The sequence below is a fragment of the Xanthomarina arctica genome (genome assembly GCF_014638915.1).
Taxonomy (GTDB): Bacteria; Bacteroidota; Bacteroidia; order Flavobacteriales; family Flavobacteriaceae; genus Xanthomarina; species Xanthomarina arctica.
Genome location: NZ_BMFQ01000001.1, coordinates 738,985 through 759,312 on the forward strand (window position 1 = coordinate 738,985; position 20,328 = coordinate 759,312).

The window sequence follows — 20,328 nt, forward strand, 5'->3', positions numbered from 1 at the left end:
GCCATTACTATCCTTAACACGAAAACACTATTTTTACGAACAACGAACAACGAACAACTAACAACTAACAACGAACAACGAACAAAAGTGAATCTCTCCTATTGGGAAATAAAATCTTGGCTAACCAACATCGATTATACCATTGTTGGTAGTGGCATTGTTGGGCTAAATTGTGCGTTACAATTAAAACAACGTTTTCCAAAAGCCACAATTTTAATTTTAGAAAAAGGCATGTTACCGCAAGGGGCAAGTACTAAAAATGCAGGATTTGCTTGTTTTGGGAGTTTGAGTGAAATTCTAGACGATTTAAAATCTCGTTCCGAAGAAGAAGTTGTTAGCCTTATAAAAAAGCGATTAGTTGGCTTACTTCTTTTAAGACAAACGTTATCCGATCAAGCTATTTATTATCAGCAATTAGGAGGTTACGAGCTATTTACTAAAGAAGATTCCCAACTTTTTGATGTTTGTTTATCGAAAAGAGAAACAGTAAATAAATTATTAAAACCGCTATTTAAAGATGCTGTTTTTCGGACAAAAAAGAATGAATTCAACTTTAATAACATTCAAGAAACCTATGTGTTCAATCCGTTTGAAGGACAAATAGATACTGGAAAAATGATGGAAGCCTTACTTCTAAAAGTCCAATCCAAAGGCATAAAGATTTTGAATAATATTTTAGTTGAAAGTTATGAAGATGCTTCAAATGGCGTTCAAGTAAAAACCAATCAATTAGAATTTAAAACTGAGAATCTCATTTTTACAACCAATGGTTTTGCTTCCCAACATATACCAGAAAAGGTGAAACCAGCAAGAGCACAGGTTCTTATTACAAAACCAATTAAAAACCTTCACATTCAAGGTACATTTCATTTAGATAAAGGCTATTATTATTTTAGAAATATAGATAATAGAATCCTTTTTGGAGGTGGAAGAAATCTTGATTTTACAGTAGAAGAAACAACCGAATTAGGGCAAACAGAACGCATTCAGAATAAATTAAAAGAACTTCTAACAACCGTAATTTTACCCAAAACAGATTTTGAAATAGATTATAGTTGGTCTGGTATTATGGGTGTTGGCGAAAGTAAAAAACCCATTGTAAAACAACTGTCAGATCACGTGTATTGTGGCGTGAGATTAGGTGGTATGGGAATTGCTATTGGTAGTTTGGTAGGAAAAGATATAGTAGATTTAATAGAATAAAATGATTAAAAAATTCTTCAAATTTATATTTAAAATAATTATTTGGCTATTTGTAATTTCAATTGCCATGGTCTTTTTGTATAAATGGGTTCCTGTTCCTGCAACTCCTTTAATGCTAATAAGAAATGTTGAGAACTTTCAAAACGATAAACCCTATGTTTGGAAACATGATTGGGTTTCCATTGATAAAATTTCTAAAAACCTGCAACTAGCCGTTATTTGCAGCGAAGACCAGAATTTTTTAAAGCACAACGGATTTGATGTGGAAGCTATAGAAAAGGCTTATAAAAATAATAAGAAAGGAAAAGGTGTAAAAGGAGCGAGTGGCATCAGTCAGCAAACAGCTAAAAATGTGTTTTTATGGCCACAAAGAAGTTGGCTTCGAAAAGGTTTTGAAGTTTATTTCACCTTTTTAATTGAAACTATTTGGGGTAAAGAGCGCATTATAGAAGTCTATTTAAATAGCATTGAAATGGGACCTGGAATTTATGGTGCAGAAGCTGCTGCCAACTATTGGTATAAAAAACCTGCAGCAAAATTATCGCAATACGAAGCGGCATCTATTGCGGCTATTTTACCTAATCCTTTAAAATATAAAGCCTCTCCTGCTACCACTTATATAGAAAAAAGAAAAGCCTGGATTGTGAGACAAATGGGTTATTTTGGAAAGCTAGATTATAAGAAAGTAGATGGTAAATAAGTAATTTCCTGAAAGGTTTAAAAAACCTTATAGGTATTTTTAATATGAATATAAAGCAACAATTATTTCTGCATTGCAAACAATTCTGTGACAACCGACTTGAGGTTGTTAAGAAATCTATTGAGGAAATTCAAGAATCTCTAACTTCAGAAACTAAGAGTTCTGCTGGAGATAAGCATGAAACAGGAAGAGCCATGCTTCATTTAGAACGTGAGAAATCTGGAAATCAACTAGCTGAAATTCAAAAACTCCAAGAAACACTTTCAAAAATAGATATTTCAAATTTTTCAAAAACAGTTTGTCTGGGAAGCCTAGTTTTTACAACGCAAGCCAACTATTTTATTGCTATAAGTTCAGGAGAAATAGTTCTTGATAAACAAGTTTTTTATGCCATTTCACCAAACACACCTATCGGAAAATTATTATTAGGCAAGGAGGTTGGTGATAAAGTGATTTTTAGAAATGAAGAGATTAAGATTGTTAAGGTTTTATAACCAAACTCACTTTTTTATTTTCTTCTATGCAATCCTTATTTTCGAAAAAGATTGTAGCTCCTTCTAAATTTGCCTCAATCAAAAAATAAGGTCCTTTAAAATAGCATTTTTTTACTGTTGCTTTTAACTTTGAATGTTCAACAACTTGGATTTGATGTGCATATATAATCTGGTCATCAATCATATTAAATTCTCCAAAGAACGATGCAATTAAAGGGGTTTCAGGATTTTCGAATAAATATTTTGGTGTATGGTTTGCTACTATTTTATGGTTGTCTAAAACAATCATAGTATCGGAATAGGGTAAAACATCCTCTTTATCATGAGAAGCTACAATGCAGGTAATATGATGGTCTTTCAAATAATTAAAAAGATTACGTCTTAAACTCTGTTTTTTAAAATTATCGATATGACTAAAAGGTTCATCAAGTAAAAGGATTTCAGGTTCATTGGCTAATGCTCGTGCTAAAGCCACACGTTGCTTTTGTCCACCACTTAATAATTTCACTTTAATATTTGCAAATTCTGTGAGTTCTACAATGTCAAGAAGTTCTTTGATTCGTGCTTGTTTTTCTTCAGGATAGAAGTTAGAAAGATGTTTCCCAATATTTTCGGCAACGGTAATAAAAGGCATTAAATCGAATTCTTGAGCAACATATTTCATGAAATCATAACCTACAACTAGATTGTGTTTTGGTCCAAGAATTTCTGTGTCTTTCCAAAAAATCTGACCTTCATTCAAATCCATTTCGCCATAAAGTAATTTCAATAAAGTGCTTTTTCCAGATCCACTTTCACCAATTATAGAAAGATGTTCGCCAGAGTTCACTTCAAAATTAATATTTTGAAGTATGGGATTCTTTAAATACCCAAAAGAGATGTCTTTTACTTGTAACATGTTGCAAAATAACACAAAAAAAAAGTCGTTTGAAATTTCAAACGACTTTAAATTTATATGATTATGGTTTATTCTTTATACAGGATTATTTATTTTTTTGGAAGGGTTTTAAAGCCCATGTTATAAAGTGTAAACCCAAAAATATCGGCATTTTGCTCAATGGTTTTACTAACAGGAGTTCCAGCTCCATGGCCAGCATCTGTTTCTATACGAATAAGTGTTGGGTTATTTCCTGTTTGTTTGCTCTGTAATTCGGCAGCAAATTTAAAACTATGTGCTGGAACTACGCGGTCGTCATGATCGCCAGTAGTAATCAATGTAGCTGGATATGCTACACCTTCTTTAATATTATGTAAAGGCGAATAGTTTTTTAAATAAGTAAACATGTCTTTATCGTCTTCAGATGTTCCATAATCATAAGCCCAACCAGCTCCAGATGTAAACGTGTGGTAACGTAACATATCTAAAACGCCAACCGCCGGTAAAGCTACTTGAAATAGGTCTGGGCGTTGTGTCATGGCAGCTCCCACTAAAAGGCCTCCATTGGATCCTCCTTTAATGGCTAAATATTTTGAAGACGTGTATTTGTTATCGATGAGGTATTGACTTGCAGCAATAAAATCGTCGAACACATTTTGCTTTTGCATTTTAATACCCGCATCGTGCCATTTTTTTCCATATTCTCCGCCACCACGTAAATTAGGAACGGCATAAATACCTCCTTGTTCCATCCAAACCACATTTGCAATACTGAAAGCAGGCGTTAGGCTAATATTAAATCCGCCATAACCGTAAAGAATGGTTGGGTTTTTCCCGTTTAATTCTAAACCTTTTTTATGCGTAATAATCATGGGAACTTTCGTGCCATCTTTAGAGGTGAAAAACACTTGATTGCTTTCATATTCATTCGGATTAAAATCAATCTCCGGTTTACTATACAGTTTTGAAGTTCCAGATTCTATTTGGTAATTGTAAATATTCCCAGGCGTTATGTAATTGGTAAATGAATAATATAATTCAGTTTCATCTTTTTTAGCCGAAAACCCTCCAGCAGAACCAACCCCAGGAAGTTCTACTTCTCGAACCAATGTACCATTGTAATTGTATTGTTGAACTTTTGAAACAGCATCTACCATATAAACAGCAAATAAATAATCACCTGCTTTGGAGGCCGATAAAACATGTTCCGTTTCAGGAATAACATCTACCCAATTTTCTGGTGTCGGATTTGAAGCCGATACTTTAACCACACGTTTATTTGGTGCATCTAGATTGGTTAACAAGTAAAGCGTTTCTCCATTATTAGTAATTACTCCAGTATCGCTATCTGTATTTCCTAAAATCTCAACAAATGGTGAATTTGCGTTATTCAAGTCTTTTACATAAAGTTTATTTCCTGATGTAGAGACTTTCGGGTTTATGAATAAAAAGTTGTCATCTTCACTAACATTTCCTGTAATATACCTGTGTTTTTCTTCGGCTGTTCCGCCATAAATAAGTAGATCGTCCTTTTGAGGCGTTCCTAATTTATGATAGAAAACTTTATGCTGATCTGTTTTTGCAGATAGTTCGCTCCCTTCAGGTTTGTCGTAGCTAGAGTAGTAGAAACCTTCGTTTTTATACCAAGAAACACCACTAAATTTTATGTCCACCAAAGTATCTTCAAGAATGTCTTTAGTTTCTGTATCGATAAGGATGACTTTTCTCCAATCGCTACCTCCTTCAGAAATAGCATAAGCTAACATCTTACTGTTTTTTGAGAAATACAAACCACCTAACGAAGTGGTTCCATCTTTACTAAAGGTATTTGGATCTAGAAAAACCTCTTCTTCCGTAGCATCTTTTTTCTTTCTATAAACAACCGATTGGTTTTGAAGTCCATTGTTTTTAAAATAGTAGTTATAATCTCCTTCGGTTGAAGGTGCTCCAATTTTTTCGAAATTCCAGATAGTTTCTAAACGGTTTTTTAAGCTGTCTCTATAAGGAATGGTTTCCAAATAACTTTGGGTTAATTCGTTTTCAGCTGTTACCCAAGCAGCAGTTTCAGGACTTCTATCGTCTTCCAACCATCTGTAAGGATCTTTAACTTCTGTTCCAAAATAGGTGGTTACGGTATCTACGGTTTTGGTTTTAGGATAGCTCAATTGTGTTTCTGGGTTTTTAGTATTTGTGTCGCAACTTAAAATAACGGTGGCGCATAAACAGGATATAATAATTTTTTTCATTAGGATTCTAGATAGATGGCTTTGATAAAAGTATAAGCTTCAAAAATAAACAAAAGCCTTTACTCTAATTGCTAAGGCTTTGTTAATTAATAAAATGCAAAAAGACCGTTTTCGAAAGGGAAAACGGTCTTTTAAAATTAACACTAATATTGTTTTATAAATCGAATTTAATCCCTTGTGCTAAAGGTAATTCGTCTGAATAATTTACTGTATTTGTTTGTCTTCTCATGTATACTTTCCAAGCATCAGATCCAGACTCACGTCCACCACCTGTTTCTTTTTCACCACCAAAAGCACCACCAATTTCAGCACCAGAAGTACCAATATTTACGTTGGCAATTCCACAATCAGAACCAGAAAAAGACAGGAACTTTTCAGCTTCTTTCATTTCATTAGTCATAATTGCTGAAGATAATCCTTGAGCAACGCCATTTTGTACGGCTATAGCATTTTCAACTTCTCCTGAATATTTCATTAAATATAAAATAGGAGCAAAAGTTTCGTGTTGTACAATTTTGTAATGGTTTTCAGCTTCAATAATTGCTGGTTTTACGTAGCAACCGCTTTCAAAACCTTCACCTTCTAAAACGCCACCTTCTACTAATACGTTTCCACCTTCAGCTTTTGCTTTTTCAATAGCCGCTAAATACGTGTTTACAGAATCTTTGTCAATAAGTGGCCCAACATGTTTTGTTTCATCTAAAGGGTTTCCTATTTTTATTTGACCATAAGCGCCAACAATGGCATCTCTTACTTTATCGTAAACAGATTCATGAATAATCAATCTTCTAGTTGAAGTACATCTTTGTCCACAAGTACCAACAGCACCAAATACAGCTCCAGGAACTACTACTTTTAAGTCGGCAGTTGGTGTAATAATAATAGCATTGTTACCACCTAACTCTAATAAAGATTTTCCAAAACGTTCAGCAACTGTAACTCCTACTATTCTTCCCATACGAGTAGAACCTGTAGCAGATACTAAAGGTATTCTAGTGTCTTTAGTCATCATTTCACCTACTTTGTAATCTCCATTAATGATACAAGAAATCCCTTCTGGTAAGTTGTTTTCTTTTAAAATTCCAGCAATAATATTTTGACAGGCTATAGAGCATAATGGTGCTTTTTCTGAAGCTTTCCACACGCAAACATCACCACAAATCCATGCTAAAGCTGTATTCCATGCCCAAACAGCCACTGGAAAGTTAAATGCTGAAATAATACCGACTACACCAATAGAGTGCCATTGCTCACGCATTACGTGACTTGGACGTTCAGATGGTATTGTTTGTCCGTTTAATTGTCTAGATAATCCAACAGCAAAATCACAGATATCAATCATTTCTTGAACTTCTCCGTAACCTTCTTGTAAAGATTTCCCCATTTCATAAGAAACTAATTTTCCTAATGGTTCTTTTAATTCTCTTAATTTGTTTCCAAACTGACGAACAATTTCACCACGTTGAGGTGCTGGCATCGTTCTCCAAGATAAGAAAGCTGCTGTTGCAGCAGTCATTACCTTTTCATAATCTTCCTTGGTAGTTGATTTAACTTTACCAATTAATTTCCCGTCAACTGGCGAATAACTTTCTATAATGTCTCCATTAGAGAAGTTGTTCGAACCTGTCGAAGTTCCTTCATTTATATCTTTAACTCCTAATTGCTTTAGGGCTGTTTCAATTCCGAAATCGGTAGCTATGGCTTCCATATTTACTTGTTTTTTACTGATTATTAAATTTAGTTGTAAAGATATGAATAAAAAGTTGTTTTAGCCTGAGATGGCTTTTTTAAAACATGTAACTTTAAGCCACTATTTTAAATATATTTTATAATGAAAAAAGGATTATATTTTTTGTGTTTATGCTTAGTTGTTTTTGGATGTAAAAACGAAGAAGAACTTAAAGCTTTATCGAATAGCAGGCTTGCTACTAATGATACGTTGGTTGATGTACAAGATATTAAAATCAATCAATTTTCTATAGTTATTCATGGAGGCGCAGGTAATATTTTAAGAGAAAACATGTCTGCCGAAGATGAAACAGCTTATAAATTAAAACTTGAAGAAGCCATTCGGGTTGGTTATAACATTTTAAAAAATGGTGGAACCAGTTTAGATGCTGTAGAACAAACCATAAATGTTATGGAGGATTCCCCACTCTTTAATGCTGGAAAAGGAGCCGTTTTTACCAATGCAGGAACTAATGAATTGGATGCCTCAATAATGGATGGTAAAACCCTAAATGCAGGAGCTTCGGCTGGAACAAGAACAGTAAAAAATCCGATTAGTTTGGCTAGAGCTGTCATGGAAAACTCACCTCACGTTATGTTGGCTGGAAACGGAGCAGATGTATTTGCCAAAGAGCAAGGCTTAGAAATAGTTGACACGACTTATTTTTATACAGAAAAAGGATTGAAATCTTTAAAACGTGTTAAAGAGTACGAAAAAAAGTCATCTTCTGCTAAAGCTACAGATGAGAGTAAAGAAGCAGACAATAAAACAGCTTTTTATGATGCAACCATAAAAAATTCCAAATTTGGAACAGTAGGTTGCGTAGCATTAGATAAATATGGAAATCTGGCCGCCGGAACTTCCACAGGCGGCATGACAAATAAACGTTGGGGACGTGTGGGAGATGTCCCAATAATTGGAGCTGGAACTTATGCTAACAATAATACATGCGCAGTTTCGAGTACGGGTTGGGGAGAATTTTTTATTCGTGCCATGGTTGCACACGATATTTCAGCACTTATGGATTATAAAGGCCTGAGTTTAGAAGAGGCTGCAAAAGAAGTTATCCAGAAAAAAGTACCAGAACTTGGTGGAGATGGCGGGATTATTGCAGTGGATAAAAACGGTAATATGGTCATGGAATTTAATACGACTGGTATGTTTCGAGCTACCATGAATGATAAAGGCGAACTATATATTGGTATTTTTAATGATCAAGAAAATTAATCGAACAACTTATCCTAAAGAATATTGTAACCAAAACCGACTTATTAATTCTAAGTATTTTATAACCGAATAGCGCTTAAAACTCTTTTTTTATTCATTGAAAAATCACCTATACATGTCTTTTAAAAAAATCATAACCCTACTTGTCATCTTAACTGTTAGCTTTTCGTGTAAAAAGAAAGAAACAGAATCGGACAATATTTTTAAATTTCGAGAATATATTAGCTATACAACTTCTGGTTTGAATTCTGTAGCAGATCCTATTCAAATTAATTTAGCAAAAGATGTTGAAACTTGGGAAATGGGTCAGGAATTAACGGACGATATCGTTTCAATCTCACCACATGTTTCAGGAAAACTAGTTGTAGTTAATAAACACACCTTACTTTTTACACCAGATGAACCTCTTGATGCCTCTATGGAATATACGGTAACGGTCAAGCTGGATAAAATTTACAAAGACATTCCTAGTGGTTTTGAAAACTATACGTTTCAATTTAAAACCATAACACCTAATTTTACGATTTCTACCAATTCCTTACAATCCTATAGTAAAGAATGGCAATATGTTGAAGCTGTTTTGCGCACCTCAGATGTTATTTCGTTAAGCCAAGCCAAGCAGTTGGTGGAAGCTTCACAAAATAAAAAACAACTAAATATTGTTTTTAATGAGTACAATGAAAAAGCGAAAGTTTTCGAATTTAAAATAGACAGCATTCATCGTGAAATTGAAGATTCTGCAATTCTTGTAAAATGGCAAGGCAAAGCGATAAATGCCGATAATAAAGGTGAAAATAAACTGACCATTCCAGGTATCAATAATTTCACTATTACAAAAGTAGAAGTGATTCAGATGCCAGAACAATATGTATCAATTAATTTTTCAGACCCCTTAAAGAAACAACAAAACTTTGATGGCTTAGTAACCATTGAGAATGGTAAAAGCACCAAGTTTATTGTTAATGGAAATATTTTAAAAGTCTATCCAGAAAGTAAATTAGTTGGAGATATTCAATTGGATGTTTTTCAAGGGATTTCGAATACAGATGGGTTTAAATTAAAAAAACCATTTTCAGAAAAAATAACCTTCGAAAACTTGAAACCACAAGTACGTTTAATTAATAATGGAACCATTCTTCCAAATTCTAAAGAACTCAAATTTAATTTTGAAGCCGTTAATTTAAAAGCGGTCGATGTACGTATTATTAAAATTTACGAAGATAATATCATTCAATTTTTACAAGAAAACAATTTAAATAGCGATAATCAATATGCCGTAAGACAAGTTGGGCGTCGAATAGCAAAGCAAACCATTCAATTGCAAACTGAAGCAGAAAACACAGGTAAATGGCGAGCCTATAGTATTGATCTTTCAAAATTCTTTCAGGCAGATGCAGGTGCTATTTATCGTGTAGAATTGAGTTTTAATAAAGACTATTCTTTGTATGATTGTACTGCAAACTCAAGCGTTTCAAGTAGTGAAGATGAATATGAGGATTACTATTATGAAGAAGAATATTATGGTAGAGGCAATTCTGAAGATTCTTACTCTGAAGACGACGATTTAAGGGAAGAAGCCTATTGGGATAATTTAACTTATAGCTACAAAGATTACCCTTATAATTGGAGAGAACGTGAAAACCCTTGTCATGTAGCTTATTATAACGAAGATAGAATCACCTCTCAAAATTTATTGACCTCAAATTTAGGTGTCATTGCCAAACGTGGGGAGAATAATTCCTATTATTTTGCAGTTACAAATATTCTAGATACCAATCCTGAAGCAAATGCTTCGGTGACATTATATAATTTTCAGCAACAAGAAATCTCGACTCTTTTCACAGATTCTGAAGGTCTAATCACGATTGATAGCGACCAACATGCCGCTTTTGCTATTGTTAGAAAAGGTAGTAATACAACGTATGTTAAGTTGAATGATGGTAATTCCTTATCCTTAAGTAAGTTCGATGTTTCTGGAAAAAAACTTCAACGCGGTCTTAAAGGTTATTTATATGGAGAACGTGGTGTTTGGCGTCCTGGAGACACATTATTCTTAACATTTATGCTGAATGATAAAGCTAACGAACTCCCAAAAGACCATCCTGTAAAATTAGAAATTACAGATCCTAATGGGAAACTAACCTATAAAAATATTACAACAGATCAACTTAATAATTTCTACAAATTCATTGTACCAACAAATAGCGAAGATAAAACAGGTAATTATAGTGCAAAAGTATCGGTTGGTGGTGCTACGTTTCATAAAAACTTAAAAATTGAAACTATAAAACCGAACCGATTAAAAATTAAAGTTGATTTTGACTCTGACATCCTAAGCGATAACGAACCTTTAGAAGGAACTTTGGATGTAAAATGGCTTCATGGCGCACCAGGGAAAAATTTAAAAGCGGAAATTAAAGCAAAAATAAGTAGCTCAAATACGGGATTTAAAAACTATAAAAATTATGTGTTTTCAGACCCTACTCGCGAGTTTAATACCGAAGAAATAACTGTTTTTGAAGGTTCTGTTAACTCCGAAGGAATAGGGACTATTAATGACAAATTGGAAATTGGTAAAAATGCCCCAGGAATGTTAAATGTCCAGTTTTTAGTTCGTGCTTTTGAAAATGGCGGCGACTTTTCCATGGATGCTTTTACTAAACCATATGCGCCTTACCAATCGTTTGTTGGTTTGCGTGCACCAGAAGGAAATGCTTATGGCTCCTTTTTTACAGATGAAAATCAAACCTTCGATGTGGTTGTGGTCGATAAAGATGGTAGCCCAATCCAGCGCAATAATCTGGAAGTGAAAATTTATAAAATTGAATGGCGTTGGTGGTGGAATTCTTCATATGATAATTTATCAAGTTATGTTTCTAGTAATTATCACAGACCCTACTTTGATACGAAAGTGAATACCAATGCACAAGGGAAAGGAAGTTTCAATTTAAAGATTCCAGACGATGAACGTGGGCGTTATTTAATTCGTGTGTTCGATCCAGAAAGTGGTCACGCCACAGGACAAACAGCTTATTTTTATAAAAACTGGTGGGAAAAAGCGCCTTCAAGTGATAAGGAAGCGGCAAAAATGTTGGTTTTCTCTGCAGACAAAGAAACTTATAATGTAGGCGAAACAGCAACAATTACCTTTAATTCAGGCAGTGAAGGACGCGCGTTGGTAAGTGTTGAAAATGGAACAGAAGTCTTAGAAACTAAATGGGTGAAAACCCAACAGGGCGAAACTCTTGTTAATATTCCAATAACGCCAGAAATGGCTCCAAATGTATTTATTAATATTTCACTTTTGCAACCTCATGCCATTACTGCAAACGATTTACCGATTCGTCTTTTTGGAGTTATTCCCATTATGGTCGAAGATCCAAAGACCATCCTTGAGCCACAACTAAATATGCCTGATGTTTTGCGTCCAAAACAGGAATTTCAGATTACGGTTTCAGAAAAAAATAAAAAAGCGATGACGTATACCATTGCTATGGTGGAAGAAGGGTTGCTAGATTTAACCCGTTTTAAAACGCCAAATGCTTGGGATGAATTCTATGCACGTGAAGCTTTAGGTGTAAAAACTTGGGATGTTTTTGATGATGTTATTGGGGCTTATTCAGGTAGCATCGATCAAGTTTTTGCCATTGGGGGTGATGGTAGTGCTGAGGCTGGAAAAAATAAAAAAGCCAACCGCTTTAAACCTGTTGTTACTTATTTAGGCCCTTTCGAAATGAAAGCTGGCGAAACCCAAACACATACCTTAAAATTACCAAATTATATTGGTGCTGTTCGTACCATGGTGGTTGCTGGAAATGCCAAAAATGAAGCTTATGGCAGTGTCGATAAATCGGTTGAGGTAAAACAACCTTTAATGGTTTTAGCATCACTTCCACGAAAATTAAGTCCAGGTGAAAAAGTAACCTTACCAGTAACTGTTTTTGCTATGGAAGACAAAGTGAAAAATGTTGAAATCAGTTTAAAATTAAGTAACGGAATTTCAGTAGTTGGAGAGAAAACAAAAACCTTAAGTTTTCCGAAGCCAGACGAAAAAATGAGTTATTTTGAACTGGATGTTAGTCAAGCAAAAGGTTTTAATACCATTGAAGTAATTGCCAGTGGAAATGGTGAAAAATCGACTTATAAAGTGGAGATTGATGTGGTGAATCCTAATCCGATTTCATCAAAATCAATGGATAAAACGGTTGAATCAAATGGGCAACAAGCTCTCGCTTTTTCAACCTTTGGAGAAGTAGGAACAAATTCGGCAACTGTGGAATTTTCAACCTTACCTCCAATGGATTTTACACGTCGTTTGCAATTCTTAATCCAATATCCTCATGGCTGTTTGGAACAAACTACTTCTGGGGTGTTTCCTCAGTTATATTTAAATGATATTTTCGATTTAACCGTTGATAAAAAACAAGATATTCAAAAAAATATTGAAAGTGGAATCAAACGTTTGGCTCAATTTCAAATGCCAAATGGAGGCATGAGCTATTGGATGGGTGAAAATTCGGCAAACGATTGGTCAACAAGTTACGCAGGACATTTTATGTTGGAAGCTGAAAAGAAAGGGTATGTATTACCTCTAACTTTTAAAAGTAATTGGTTAGCCTACCAAAAACAATCATCCCTTAATTGGCGTCCAAGTTACCAAACGTATAATTCAGATTTAGCTCAGGCATATAGACTTTACACTTTGGCTTTGGCTGGAAGTCCTGATTTAGCGTCTATGAACCGTTTGCGTGAATTCAGTGAGATTTCAAATGAAGCTAAATGGCGTTTGGCGGCAGCTTATGCTTTAGCTGGACAAAGTGAGGCTAGTGTGGCTATATCGAAAACGGCAGATATTAATTTCCAATCTCCAGAATATAACTATTATACTTATGGTTCTGTAGATAGAAATCGTGCCATGGCATTAGAAACAATGGTGCTTACTAAAAATCCACAGCAACGCGAAGTGGCAGAATACCTGGCAAAAGACTTATCAAGTAATCGTTGGATGAGTACTCAAACTACGGCTTATTCATTATTAGCTATGGCAAAAATGGTGGAAGTTAATGGCGGAAAAGATTTAAATTTAGAATACACCATTAATGGGAAATCGGAAAGCATCAGTTCTAAAAAAGCCATTGCACAACGAAATTTACCAATAAAAGAAGGGAGCAACCAACTAACCATTAATAATAAAAATGCAAATTTAGTTTATGTTCGAGTGCTTAATTCAGGAAAATTACCAGTAGGGCAAGAACTCGTAGAACAACGTGGTTTAAGTGTTTCTGTGGTTTACAAAGATTTGAATGGCAACAATATTAGCATTACAAATTTGAAACAAGGGCAAGATTTTGTAGCAACTATAAGCGTTAGTAATCTTAAAAATGAAGCTATAAATGATGTGGCATTAACGCAGTTATTCCCTTCAGGTTGGGAGATTGTCAACACGCGTTTCACAGATTTTGGAGACATAACAACTAGTCAAACACGTTACACAGATATTCGCGATAATGAGGTAAATTACTATTTCGATTTACCTAAAAAAGGAACACAAGGAAGCAAAACATTTAATATCATGCTCAACGCATCCTTTTTAGGAACCTATTATTTGCCAGGCATTCAAGCAGAAGCCATGTATGATAATGATTATCTAGTACGAAGTAAAGGGAAATGGATTACTATTGAGAAATAACCCAATTCCTCCGAAGGCAGGAAATATTATGAAAGCAAAAAGCATATTAAATCAAACTAGACATAGAACTTTTGAAGTTCCTTCTCGTTCTTGGAAATTTTATCAAGAATGGAATGAAGCTATTTTTTTGCATTGGGAAGTTGAGGCGGAAGACATATGGCCTTTACTTCCAAATGGTATCCAATTAGATACTATCGATGGGAAAACTTGGATTAGTTTGGTGGCTTTTAATATGAATCATATTGGTATGAAAAGATTACCAAAACTACCGCACATTTCAGATTTTCATGAGATAAATATTAGGGTTTATACCATTTTTAATGAGAAACCAAGTGTTTACTTTTTAAGTATGGAAGGCAGTAAACGTTCGTCATGCAAAGTGCTTAAAACCTTGTCAAAATTTCCATATCAATATTCTAAAATGAAACGAACAGAGTATAGTTATGAATCGAAAAGCAAAAGAAATTTGGATTCATTTTATATAGAATATAGAGTAGGAAATAAACCGGTTATTAAAGATGATACTGATATTTGGCTGACCGAACGTTACGCTGTTTCTCAAGACTATAAAGCAAACATCATAGAATACGATGTTCACCATGTAGAATGGCCAATGCAATCTATAACTCTTAAAAAACTGGAGTTGGATTATCCTAAATTCAATCATTTAATAAACAATAAGCCTGATAAAATTCACTATTCTAAAGGGGTTCAAGTTTTAACTTGGGATAAAAAGAAGCATAAACAATGAATAATATTTTCAAACCCTATTATGCTGTAATTTTTACTTCAACTCAAACTGAACATATTGAAGGTTATAGTGAAATGGCAATTAAAATGGAAGCATTGGCTAAACGGCAACCAGGATTTATTGGATTAGAATCTGCTCGAGAGAGTTTAGGAATAACCGTTAGTTATTGGGATAGTCTGGAAGTTATTAAAAATTGGAAACAAGAAAGTGAGCATTTTTTTGCCCAACAAAAAGGTCGCGAGAATTGGTACAGTTGGTATCATGTTCGAATTTGTAAAGTGGAACGTGAATACCAATTCCTGCGAAAGTAGCTAATCTTATTAAATAAAAAGATTCCTGCCTACGAAGGAATTTGACATGAAAAAAATCACGACCTACATAAAAAACCATAAAATCAAATCGGCAATAGTGCTCCTTTTGCTTATTGTTTATTATTTCTGTTTACCAAAACAGCTATTTACGGATCCTACAGCAACAGTTATAACTAGTAAAAACAACCGACTTTTAGGGGCACAGATAGCAACGGATGGCCAATGGCGATTTCCTCAAAATGATACCGTTCCCGAAAAATTTAAAACCTGCATCATTCAGTTTGAAGATGCGTATTTTTATAAACATCCAGGGTTTAATCCAGTTTCTATTTTTAAAGCCTTTACCGAGAACTTAAAATCTGATGGAATTAAACGTGGTGGGAGCACACTCACCCAACAAGTCATTCGTTTATCACGGAAAGGTCAAAATAGAACTTATTTTGAAAAAGTTATTGAAATTATTTTAGCCACACGTTTAGAGTTTCGGGAGAGTAAAGATCAAATTCTAGCTTATTACAGCAGTCATGCGCCTTTTGGTGGTAATGTTGTTGGGCTAGACGCCGCTTCTTGGCGGTATTTTAATCGAGATGCAACCCAATTATCATGGGCAGAAAGTGCTACGTTAGCAGTACTGCCGAATGCTCCCAGCCTAATTTATCCTGGTAAAAATCAAGAGCAGTTGCTTAAAAAACGCAATCGCCTACTTCAAAAATTATTAGATAAGGAAATTATAGATTCGTTAACTTTTCAACTTTCTGTTGCTGAAAGTTTACCTCTAAAACCTTACGGTTTACCACAGGTAGCTCCACATTTACTACAAAAAGTCGCCCAGACGCATTTAGGAAAACGGGTTCTAACAACGGTCGATTATAATTTACAAGAACGTGCCAATCAAATTATAAAAACACATTATAACCAGTTAAAGCAAAACGATATTCATAATGCGGCAGTGTTAATTCTGGACGTAAATACACGTGAAGTTTTGGCTTATATCGGTAATACACCAACCGATAAATTTCATCAAAAAGACGTCGATATTATTGATAAACCTAGAAGCACAGGAAGCATTTTAAAGCCGTTTTTGTATGCCGCAATGTTGGATGCAGGAGATATGCTACCCAATACGTTGGTAGCCGATGTTCCAACACAATTTGGAAGCTACAATCCTGAAAATTATAATAAAAGCTATGATGGTGCAGTTCCTGCTAGTCAGGCTTTATCTCGATCCTTAAATGTTCCATCGGTTAGAATGCTTCAGGAGTTTGGTTTGGATAGGTTTTATCAGTATTTAAAAAAATTAAAACTAAAAGATATCTCACAAAATGCCAATTATTATGGCTTATCACTTATTTTGGGTGGTGCCGAAAGTAATTTATGGGATTTATGTAAAAGCTATGCATCGTTTTCTTCCACCTTAAATCATTTTTCTGAAACGTCTAGCGAATATTTCAGCAAAGAATATTGCGAACCTATTTTTATCAATTCGGAATCTATCGACTTCGGAAAAAAAACACCTGGTAAAACATTATATGATGCCGCTTCCATATACTTAACCTACGAGAGTTTAAAGGAAGTCAACCGTCCAGAAGGTGATGAAAACTGGGAATTTTACGATGGTTCAAAACAAATAGCATGGAAAACAGGCACTAGTTTTGGGTTTCGTGATGCTTGGGCTATTGGAACCACCAAAGATTATGTAGTTGGGGTTTGGGTAGGAAATGCCGATGGGGAAGGTAGACCTGGATTGGTTGGCGTTCAAACAGCGGCTCCTATTTTATTTGATGTATTTGATTTGTTACCCAATAGCGATTGGTTTTCGAAACCCTTTGATGAAATGCAAGAAATAAGTATTTGCAAATTAAGTGGGCATCGAGCATCACCAAATTGCGACGTGGTTGAGCAAAAATTTGTTCAGATCTCGGGATTAAAAACGAAACCTTGTCCGTATCATGTGTTGGTGCATTTGGATGCTACAGAACAATATCAGGTAAATTCTTCCTGTGAAACTATAGCTAATATATCGAATAAATCCTGGTTTGTATTACCTCCATTAATGGCTTTTTATTACAAAACCAAAAATCCGTTTTATAAACCTTTACCTCCATTTAGAGCAGATTGTTTGAGCGATGAGCTTATTTCTATGCAATTTATTTATCCAAATGATAACAATACCGTTTTTTTACCTAAAGATTTTGATGGTAAAACCAGTGAATTAATTCTAAAAATTGCCCATTCCAAACCAGATACAACTGTTTTTTGGTATTTAGATGACACTTTTTTAGGAAGTACTAAAGACATTCATGAATTTGCCGTTTTACCCAAATATGGTAGCCACGTAATCACTGTTGTAGATACCTATGGGAATGAAGTAAAACGCCACATTGAAATTTCAAATTAAAATCTGTAACAAATTTTTGTCTTCTTAACCTAAAGATTATCTTTAACGTTATTATATTATGGATAACATTCTCCTACTTTTTCTTTGTTTAATTCTCGGGTTTCTTTTTAAAAAAAGCAAAACATTCCCAAAAGATACGGCGTTAGTTCTTAATAAATTTGTCATTTATATTTCCCTGCCGGCAATGGCATTATATTATTTGCCAAAGGTCGAGCTTTCTGAAAAATTACTATTTCCTATCGGTGTGGCTTGGATTGGGTTTTTACTATCCTTTATTGTTTTTTCATCTTTAGGAAAATGGCTTGGTTGGTCTAAAAGTTTAATTGGTTGTACTATTTTAATGGGTGGCTTAGGAAACACATCCTTTGTTGGAATTCCTGTTATAGAAGCCTTATATGATAAGGAAGGTTTAGAAACCTTGGTTTTAGTAGATTTACCAGGTACTTTTATCGCGCTTTCAACTGTTGGGATTTTAGTGGCAGCAACTTATTCTAGAGGAGAAGCAAATTTTAATCAAATAGGAAAACGAATTCTTGGATTCCCTCCCTTTTTAGCCTTTTGTGTTGGTTTTATGTGCATCCTTTTTAAAATTGAAATGCCTGAAACACTAGATGGTGTTTTTGAAAATTTAGCAGCTACAGTTACACCGCTAGCCCTTGTTTCGGTTGGCTTTCAATTAAGTATTGAAAAAAGAAGTAAACATTGGGGCTTTGTGGTTCTTGTTTTAACCCAACAACTTATTATTTGGCCCTTAGTAATCTTACTATTTTATAAAACAGTTTTAGGACAATCTGGTACAGCCATTGATGTCTGTGTGATGGAGGCTGGTATGGCACCTATGATTACAGCAGCTATAGTTTGTAATGCTTACGGGCTAAAACCTAAATTAAGCAATATGATAGTAAGTATTGGAATACCACTTTCGTTTGTTACTCTGGCGTTTTGGTATTGGATTTTAACCTTGGTTTAATTACCTTAAAGAACCACCTTTTTTAGTCCACCACGGGTGTATTTCTATAACCAGTCTACCAGCTTGAACCATAGGGTCTAAATTAGCTAAACTATCTGCCATTTTAAGAGTCGGCACGGTATAAACTGCAACCCCACGAATAGAACCATCGTCTCCAAAAGGCCCAATTAAATCGGCATAACCTTCTTCGTGCATCCGGCCCAAATGTGCTAAATGTGCTTCTTGAAGCAAAGCCGCTTCTTCTTCGTTTTGAGTACGAATAGGACCGCTTTTAAGAAATGCCATAAAATATTGTTGCATTAGTATGGTGTCCTGGGTTTTGGCATCTACATAATCGAAGGTTTGAAAACCTTTTGCTGTTAATTCTTCTTTTAGTTCCTTAATTGTTTTTTCTGAAGGTTCTATTTCAATTTGGACCTCTTCAATATTAAGTTCCTCAATGATGCTGTCTGTATCTTTTTCGAAACTTTCAGTTGGTGATTCCTTAATATCTTGTTTACAAGCTGTAAAGGCCATGAAACAAAAAAGAATGCCTATAAAATTTTTCATGTTACCAAGTTTTATATGGATGATTGCTTAATTGCGAGTTGTAATATTTAATATTTCCTGTCACTTCCTCACCCAACCAAGTAGGTTTAGAAAATAGTTCTGTTGGATGGTTTAATTCAATTTCGGCAACAACTAAACCTTCATTATCACCATAAAATTCGTCAACTTCAAAGGTGTGATTTCCAGATTTGATTAAATATCTTGTTTTTTCAATCATGCCCTTTTCACATAATTTCAAAAGTGCTTCAGTATCTGTTTTGCTAATTTCTTTTTCCCATTCAAATCTGGATAAACCTGCATCATCCGACAATCCTTTTACAGTTAAAAAGCCAAGACTATCAGTTAATCTAATACGAACGGTTCTCTCTTTATTCGAATTTAAAAAGCCTTGAATTATTTTTATTTGCTTAAATGCTTCATCCTTAAAAGCATGACTTTTGACTAAAAACTTACGTTCTATTTCAATCATAATTATTTCCCACGAAAGTGGATGTCAATTTATTTATTAGTTGCTAATATTTTAATTTCATCTGAAAGAATTCTTCCAGAAGGATGAAAACTATTAGCTAAAATAACCATGCACTTTGCAATGGTAATAGGATGAATAGATTTATACTTTGACAGTGAACCAATCATAAGTGGATTAATAAGTTTCATAAACACGTTTGCAACAGATTCACCAAGCCTTTTTTCATTTCTGTCTCCACTAATTAATGAGGGTTGCAACAAATAGGTATTTGGAATTTTTTCCAATAATACAGCCTCTTCCATTCTGCCTTTGGTACGGTTGTAAAATACCTTACTTTGTTTGTCTGCGCCTAAGGCAGAAATAACCACCAACGTATTTATGTTGTTTTGCCTACATAGTTGGGCTGCCGCAACAGGAATTCCATAATCTATTTGTAGGTATTTTTCTTCGTCAGGTGTTTTAGCCTTTGTGGTTCCAATACAGCAGAAAACCTCATCTCCAATAAATAGATTTTTATATGAAGATAAATCCATTAAATCAACTAGGTGTTCCTCAATTTTATCATGTTTTATGTTGCATGACGACCTTGAAAATAGAATTATTTTGCTATACCTAGTATCTAAAACTAGTTGTTCTAACACTAAACCCCCAGTTAAACCTGTTGCTCCTAAAATGATTGCTGTTTTCCCCATTTCGACCTATAATTTTGATAAAG

General features: G+C 34.5%; 15 protein-coding genes. 9 read left to right on the forward strand and 6 right to left on the reverse strand.

Annotated elements, in window-relative coordinates:
- The first annotated feature begins 87 nt into the window (after positions 1 to 87).
- Genes IEV77_RS03245 through IEV77_RS03255 form a run of 3 tightly spaced genes read left to right on the forward strand, consistent with a single transcriptional unit; the run spans position 88 to position 2,397 of the window.
- Positions 88 to 1,203, forward strand: a complete 1,116-nt coding sequence (locus IEV77_RS03245; protein WP_188461793.1) for an NAD(P)/FAD-dependent oxidoreductase — start codon at positions 88 to 90, stop codon at positions 1,201 to 1,203.
- 1 nt (position 1,204) lies between these two features.
- The gene (gene mtgA / locus IEV77_RS03250) at positions 1,205 to 1,903 is read left to right on the forward strand and encodes a monofunctional biosynthetic peptidoglycan transglycosylase (RefSeq protein WP_188461794.1); all 699 of its coding nucleotides are present in this window, start codon (positions 1,205 to 1,207) and stop codon (positions 1,901 to 1,903) included.
- A 44-nt stretch (positions 1,904 to 1,947) separates the two neighbouring features.
- Entirely contained in the window at positions 1,948 to 2,397 is a 450-nt protein-coding gene (locus IEV77_RS03255) for a GreA/GreB family elongation factor (RefSeq protein ID WP_188461795.1), read from the forward strand.
- On the opposite strand, the gene IEV77_RS03260 is transcribed toward IEV77_RS03255, so the two are convergent.
- The 3 genes from IEV77_RS03260 to amaB all read right to left on the reverse strand — a co-directional run bounded on the left by IEV77_RS03260 (position 2,384) and on the right by amaB (position 7,228).
- On the reverse strand, positions 2,384 to 3,295 hold the full coding sequence (locus tag IEV77_RS03260; RefSeq protein WP_188461796.1) for an ABC transporter ATP-binding protein: 912 nt from the start codon (positions 3,293 to 3,295) through the stop codon (positions 2,384 to 2,386). The genes IEV77_RS03255 and IEV77_RS03260 overlap by 14 nt on opposite strands.
- 89 nt (positions 3,296 to 3,384) lie before the next feature.
- Positions 3,385 to 5,520, reverse strand: a complete 2,136-nt coding sequence (locus IEV77_RS03265; protein ID WP_188461797.1) for a prolyl oligopeptidase family serine peptidase — start codon at positions 5,518 to 5,520, stop codon at positions 3,385 to 3,387.
- Positions 5,521 to 5,674: 154 nt separating this feature from the next.
- Positions 5,675 to 7,228 carry an L-piperidine-6-carboxylate dehydrogenase gene (gene amaB, locus IEV77_RS03270; RefSeq protein WP_188461799.1) on the reverse strand — a complete coding sequence of 518 codons (1,554 nt, stop codon included), beginning with the start codon at positions 7,226 to 7,228 and terminating at the stop codon, positions 5,675 to 5,677.
- A gap of 123 nt (positions 7,229 to 7,351) precedes the next feature.
- On the opposite strand from amaB, the gene IEV77_RS03275 reads away from it, so the two are divergent.
- The 6 genes from IEV77_RS03275 to IEV77_RS03300 all read left to right on the forward strand — a co-directional run bounded on the left by IEV77_RS03275 (position 7,352) and on the right by IEV77_RS03300 (position 18,595).
- Positions 7,352 to 8,476 (forward strand): isoaspartyl peptidase/L-asparaginase family protein, encoded by a 1,125-nt coding sequence (locus IEV77_RS03275; RefSeq protein WP_188461801.1) that lies wholly within the window; start codon positions 7,352 to 7,354, stop codon positions 8,474 to 8,476.
- A gap of 115 nt (positions 8,477 to 8,591) precedes the next feature.
- A complete protein-coding gene (locus tag IEV77_RS03280; RefSeq protein WP_188461803.1) occupies positions 8,592 to 14,165 on the forward strand; it encodes an alpha-2-macroglobulin family protein in 5,574 nt (1,857 codons plus the stop codon).
- 28 nt (positions 14,166 to 14,193) lie between these two features.
- Positions 14,194 to 14,916, forward strand: a complete 723-nt coding sequence (locus IEV77_RS03285) for a YqjF family protein (RefSeq protein WP_188461805.1) — start codon at positions 14,194 to 14,196, stop codon at positions 14,914 to 14,916.
- Entirely contained in the window at positions 14,913 to 15,227 is a 315-nt protein-coding gene (locus IEV77_RS03290) for an antibiotic biosynthesis monooxygenase family protein (protein ID WP_188461806.1), read from the forward strand. The genes IEV77_RS03285 and IEV77_RS03290 overlap by 4 nt, the downstream gene beginning before the upstream one ends.
- Before the next feature lie 46 nt (positions 15,228 to 15,273).
- Positions 15,274 to 17,625 (forward strand): penicillin-binding protein 1C, encoded by a 2,352-nt coding sequence (gene pbpC, locus IEV77_RS03295; protein WP_188461808.1) that lies wholly within the window; start codon positions 15,274 to 15,276, stop codon positions 17,623 to 17,625.
- 58 nt (positions 17,626 to 17,683) lie between these two features.
- On the forward strand, positions 17,684 to 18,595 hold the full coding sequence (locus IEV77_RS03300) for an AEC family transporter (protein WP_188461809.1): 912 nt from the start codon (positions 17,684 to 17,686) through the stop codon (positions 18,593 to 18,595).
- Here the strand turns inward: IEV77_RS03300 and IEV77_RS03305 are convergent, their stop codons facing one another.
- The 3 genes from IEV77_RS03305 to IEV77_RS03315 are packed head-to-tail and all read right to left on the reverse strand — an operon-like array spanning position 18,596 to position 20,305.
- Positions 18,596 to 19,144, reverse strand: a complete 549-nt coding sequence (locus IEV77_RS03305; protein ID WP_188461811.1) for a YciI family protein — start codon at positions 19,142 to 19,144, stop codon at positions 18,596 to 18,598.
- 1 nt (position 19,145) lies between these two features.
- Positions 19,146 to 19,613 carry a CYTH domain-containing protein gene (locus IEV77_RS03310; protein ID WP_188461812.1) on the reverse strand — a complete coding sequence of 156 codons (468 nt, stop codon included), beginning with the start codon at positions 19,611 to 19,613 and terminating at the stop codon, positions 19,146 to 19,148.
- A 29-nt stretch (positions 19,614 to 19,642) separates the two neighbouring features.
- A complete protein-coding gene (locus IEV77_RS03315) occupies positions 19,643 to 20,305 on the reverse strand; it encodes an NAD(P)H-binding protein (RefSeq protein ID WP_188461813.1) in 663 nt (220 codons plus the stop codon).
- Positions 20,306 to 20,328: the final 23 nt, after the last annotated feature.

Coding starts and splice junctions, on each gene's coding strand:
- IEV77_RS03290 (WP_188461806.1), top strand. CDS start 14,913: ATGAATAATATTTTCAAACCCTATTATGCTGTAATTTTTACTTCAACT.
- IEV77_RS03255 (WP_188461795.1), top strand. CDS start 1,948: ATGAATATAAAGCAACAATTATTTCTGCATTGCAAACAATTCTGTGAC.
- IEV77_RS03310 (WP_188461812.1), bottom strand. CDS start 19,613: ATGATTGAAATAGAACGTAAGTTTTTAGTCAAAAGTCATGCTTTTAAG.
- amaB (WP_188461799.1), bottom strand. CDS start 7,228: ATGGAAGCCATAGCTACCGATTTCGGAATTGAAACAGCCCTAAAGCAA.
- IEV77_RS03260 (WP_188461796.1), bottom strand. CDS start 3,295: ATGTTACAAGTAAAAGACATCTCTTTTGGGTATTTAAAGAATCCCATA.
- IEV77_RS03300 (WP_188461809.1), top strand. CDS start 17,684: ATGGATAACATTCTCCTACTTTTTCTTTGTTTAATTCTCGGGTTTCTT.
- IEV77_RS03275 (WP_188461801.1), top strand. CDS start 7,352: ATGAAAAAAGGATTATATTTTTTGTGTTTATGCTTAGTTGTTTTTGGA.
- pbpC (WP_188461808.1), top strand. CDS start 15,274: ATGAAAAAAATCACGACCTACATAAAAAACCATAAAATCAAATCGGCA.
- mtgA (WP_188461794.1), top strand. CDS start 1,205: ATGATTAAAAAATTCTTCAAATTTATATTTAAAATAATTATTTGGCTA.
- IEV77_RS03280 (WP_188461803.1), top strand. CDS start 8,592: ATGTCTTTTAAAAAAATCATAACCCTACTTGTCATCTTAACTGTTAGC.
- IEV77_RS03265 (WP_188461797.1), bottom strand. CDS start 5,520: ATGAAAAAAATTATTATATCCTGTTTATGCGCCACCGTTATTTTAAGT.
- IEV77_RS03315 (WP_188461813.1), bottom strand. CDS start 20,305: ATGGGGAAAACAGCAATCATTTTAGGAGCAACAGGTTTAACTGGGGGT.
- IEV77_RS03305 (WP_188461811.1), bottom strand. CDS start 19,144: ATGAAAAATTTTATAGGCATTCTTTTTTGTTTCATGGCCTTTACAGCT.
- IEV77_RS03285 (WP_188461805.1), top strand. CDS start 14,194: ATGAAAGCAAAAAGCATATTAAATCAAACTAGACATAGAACTTTTGAA.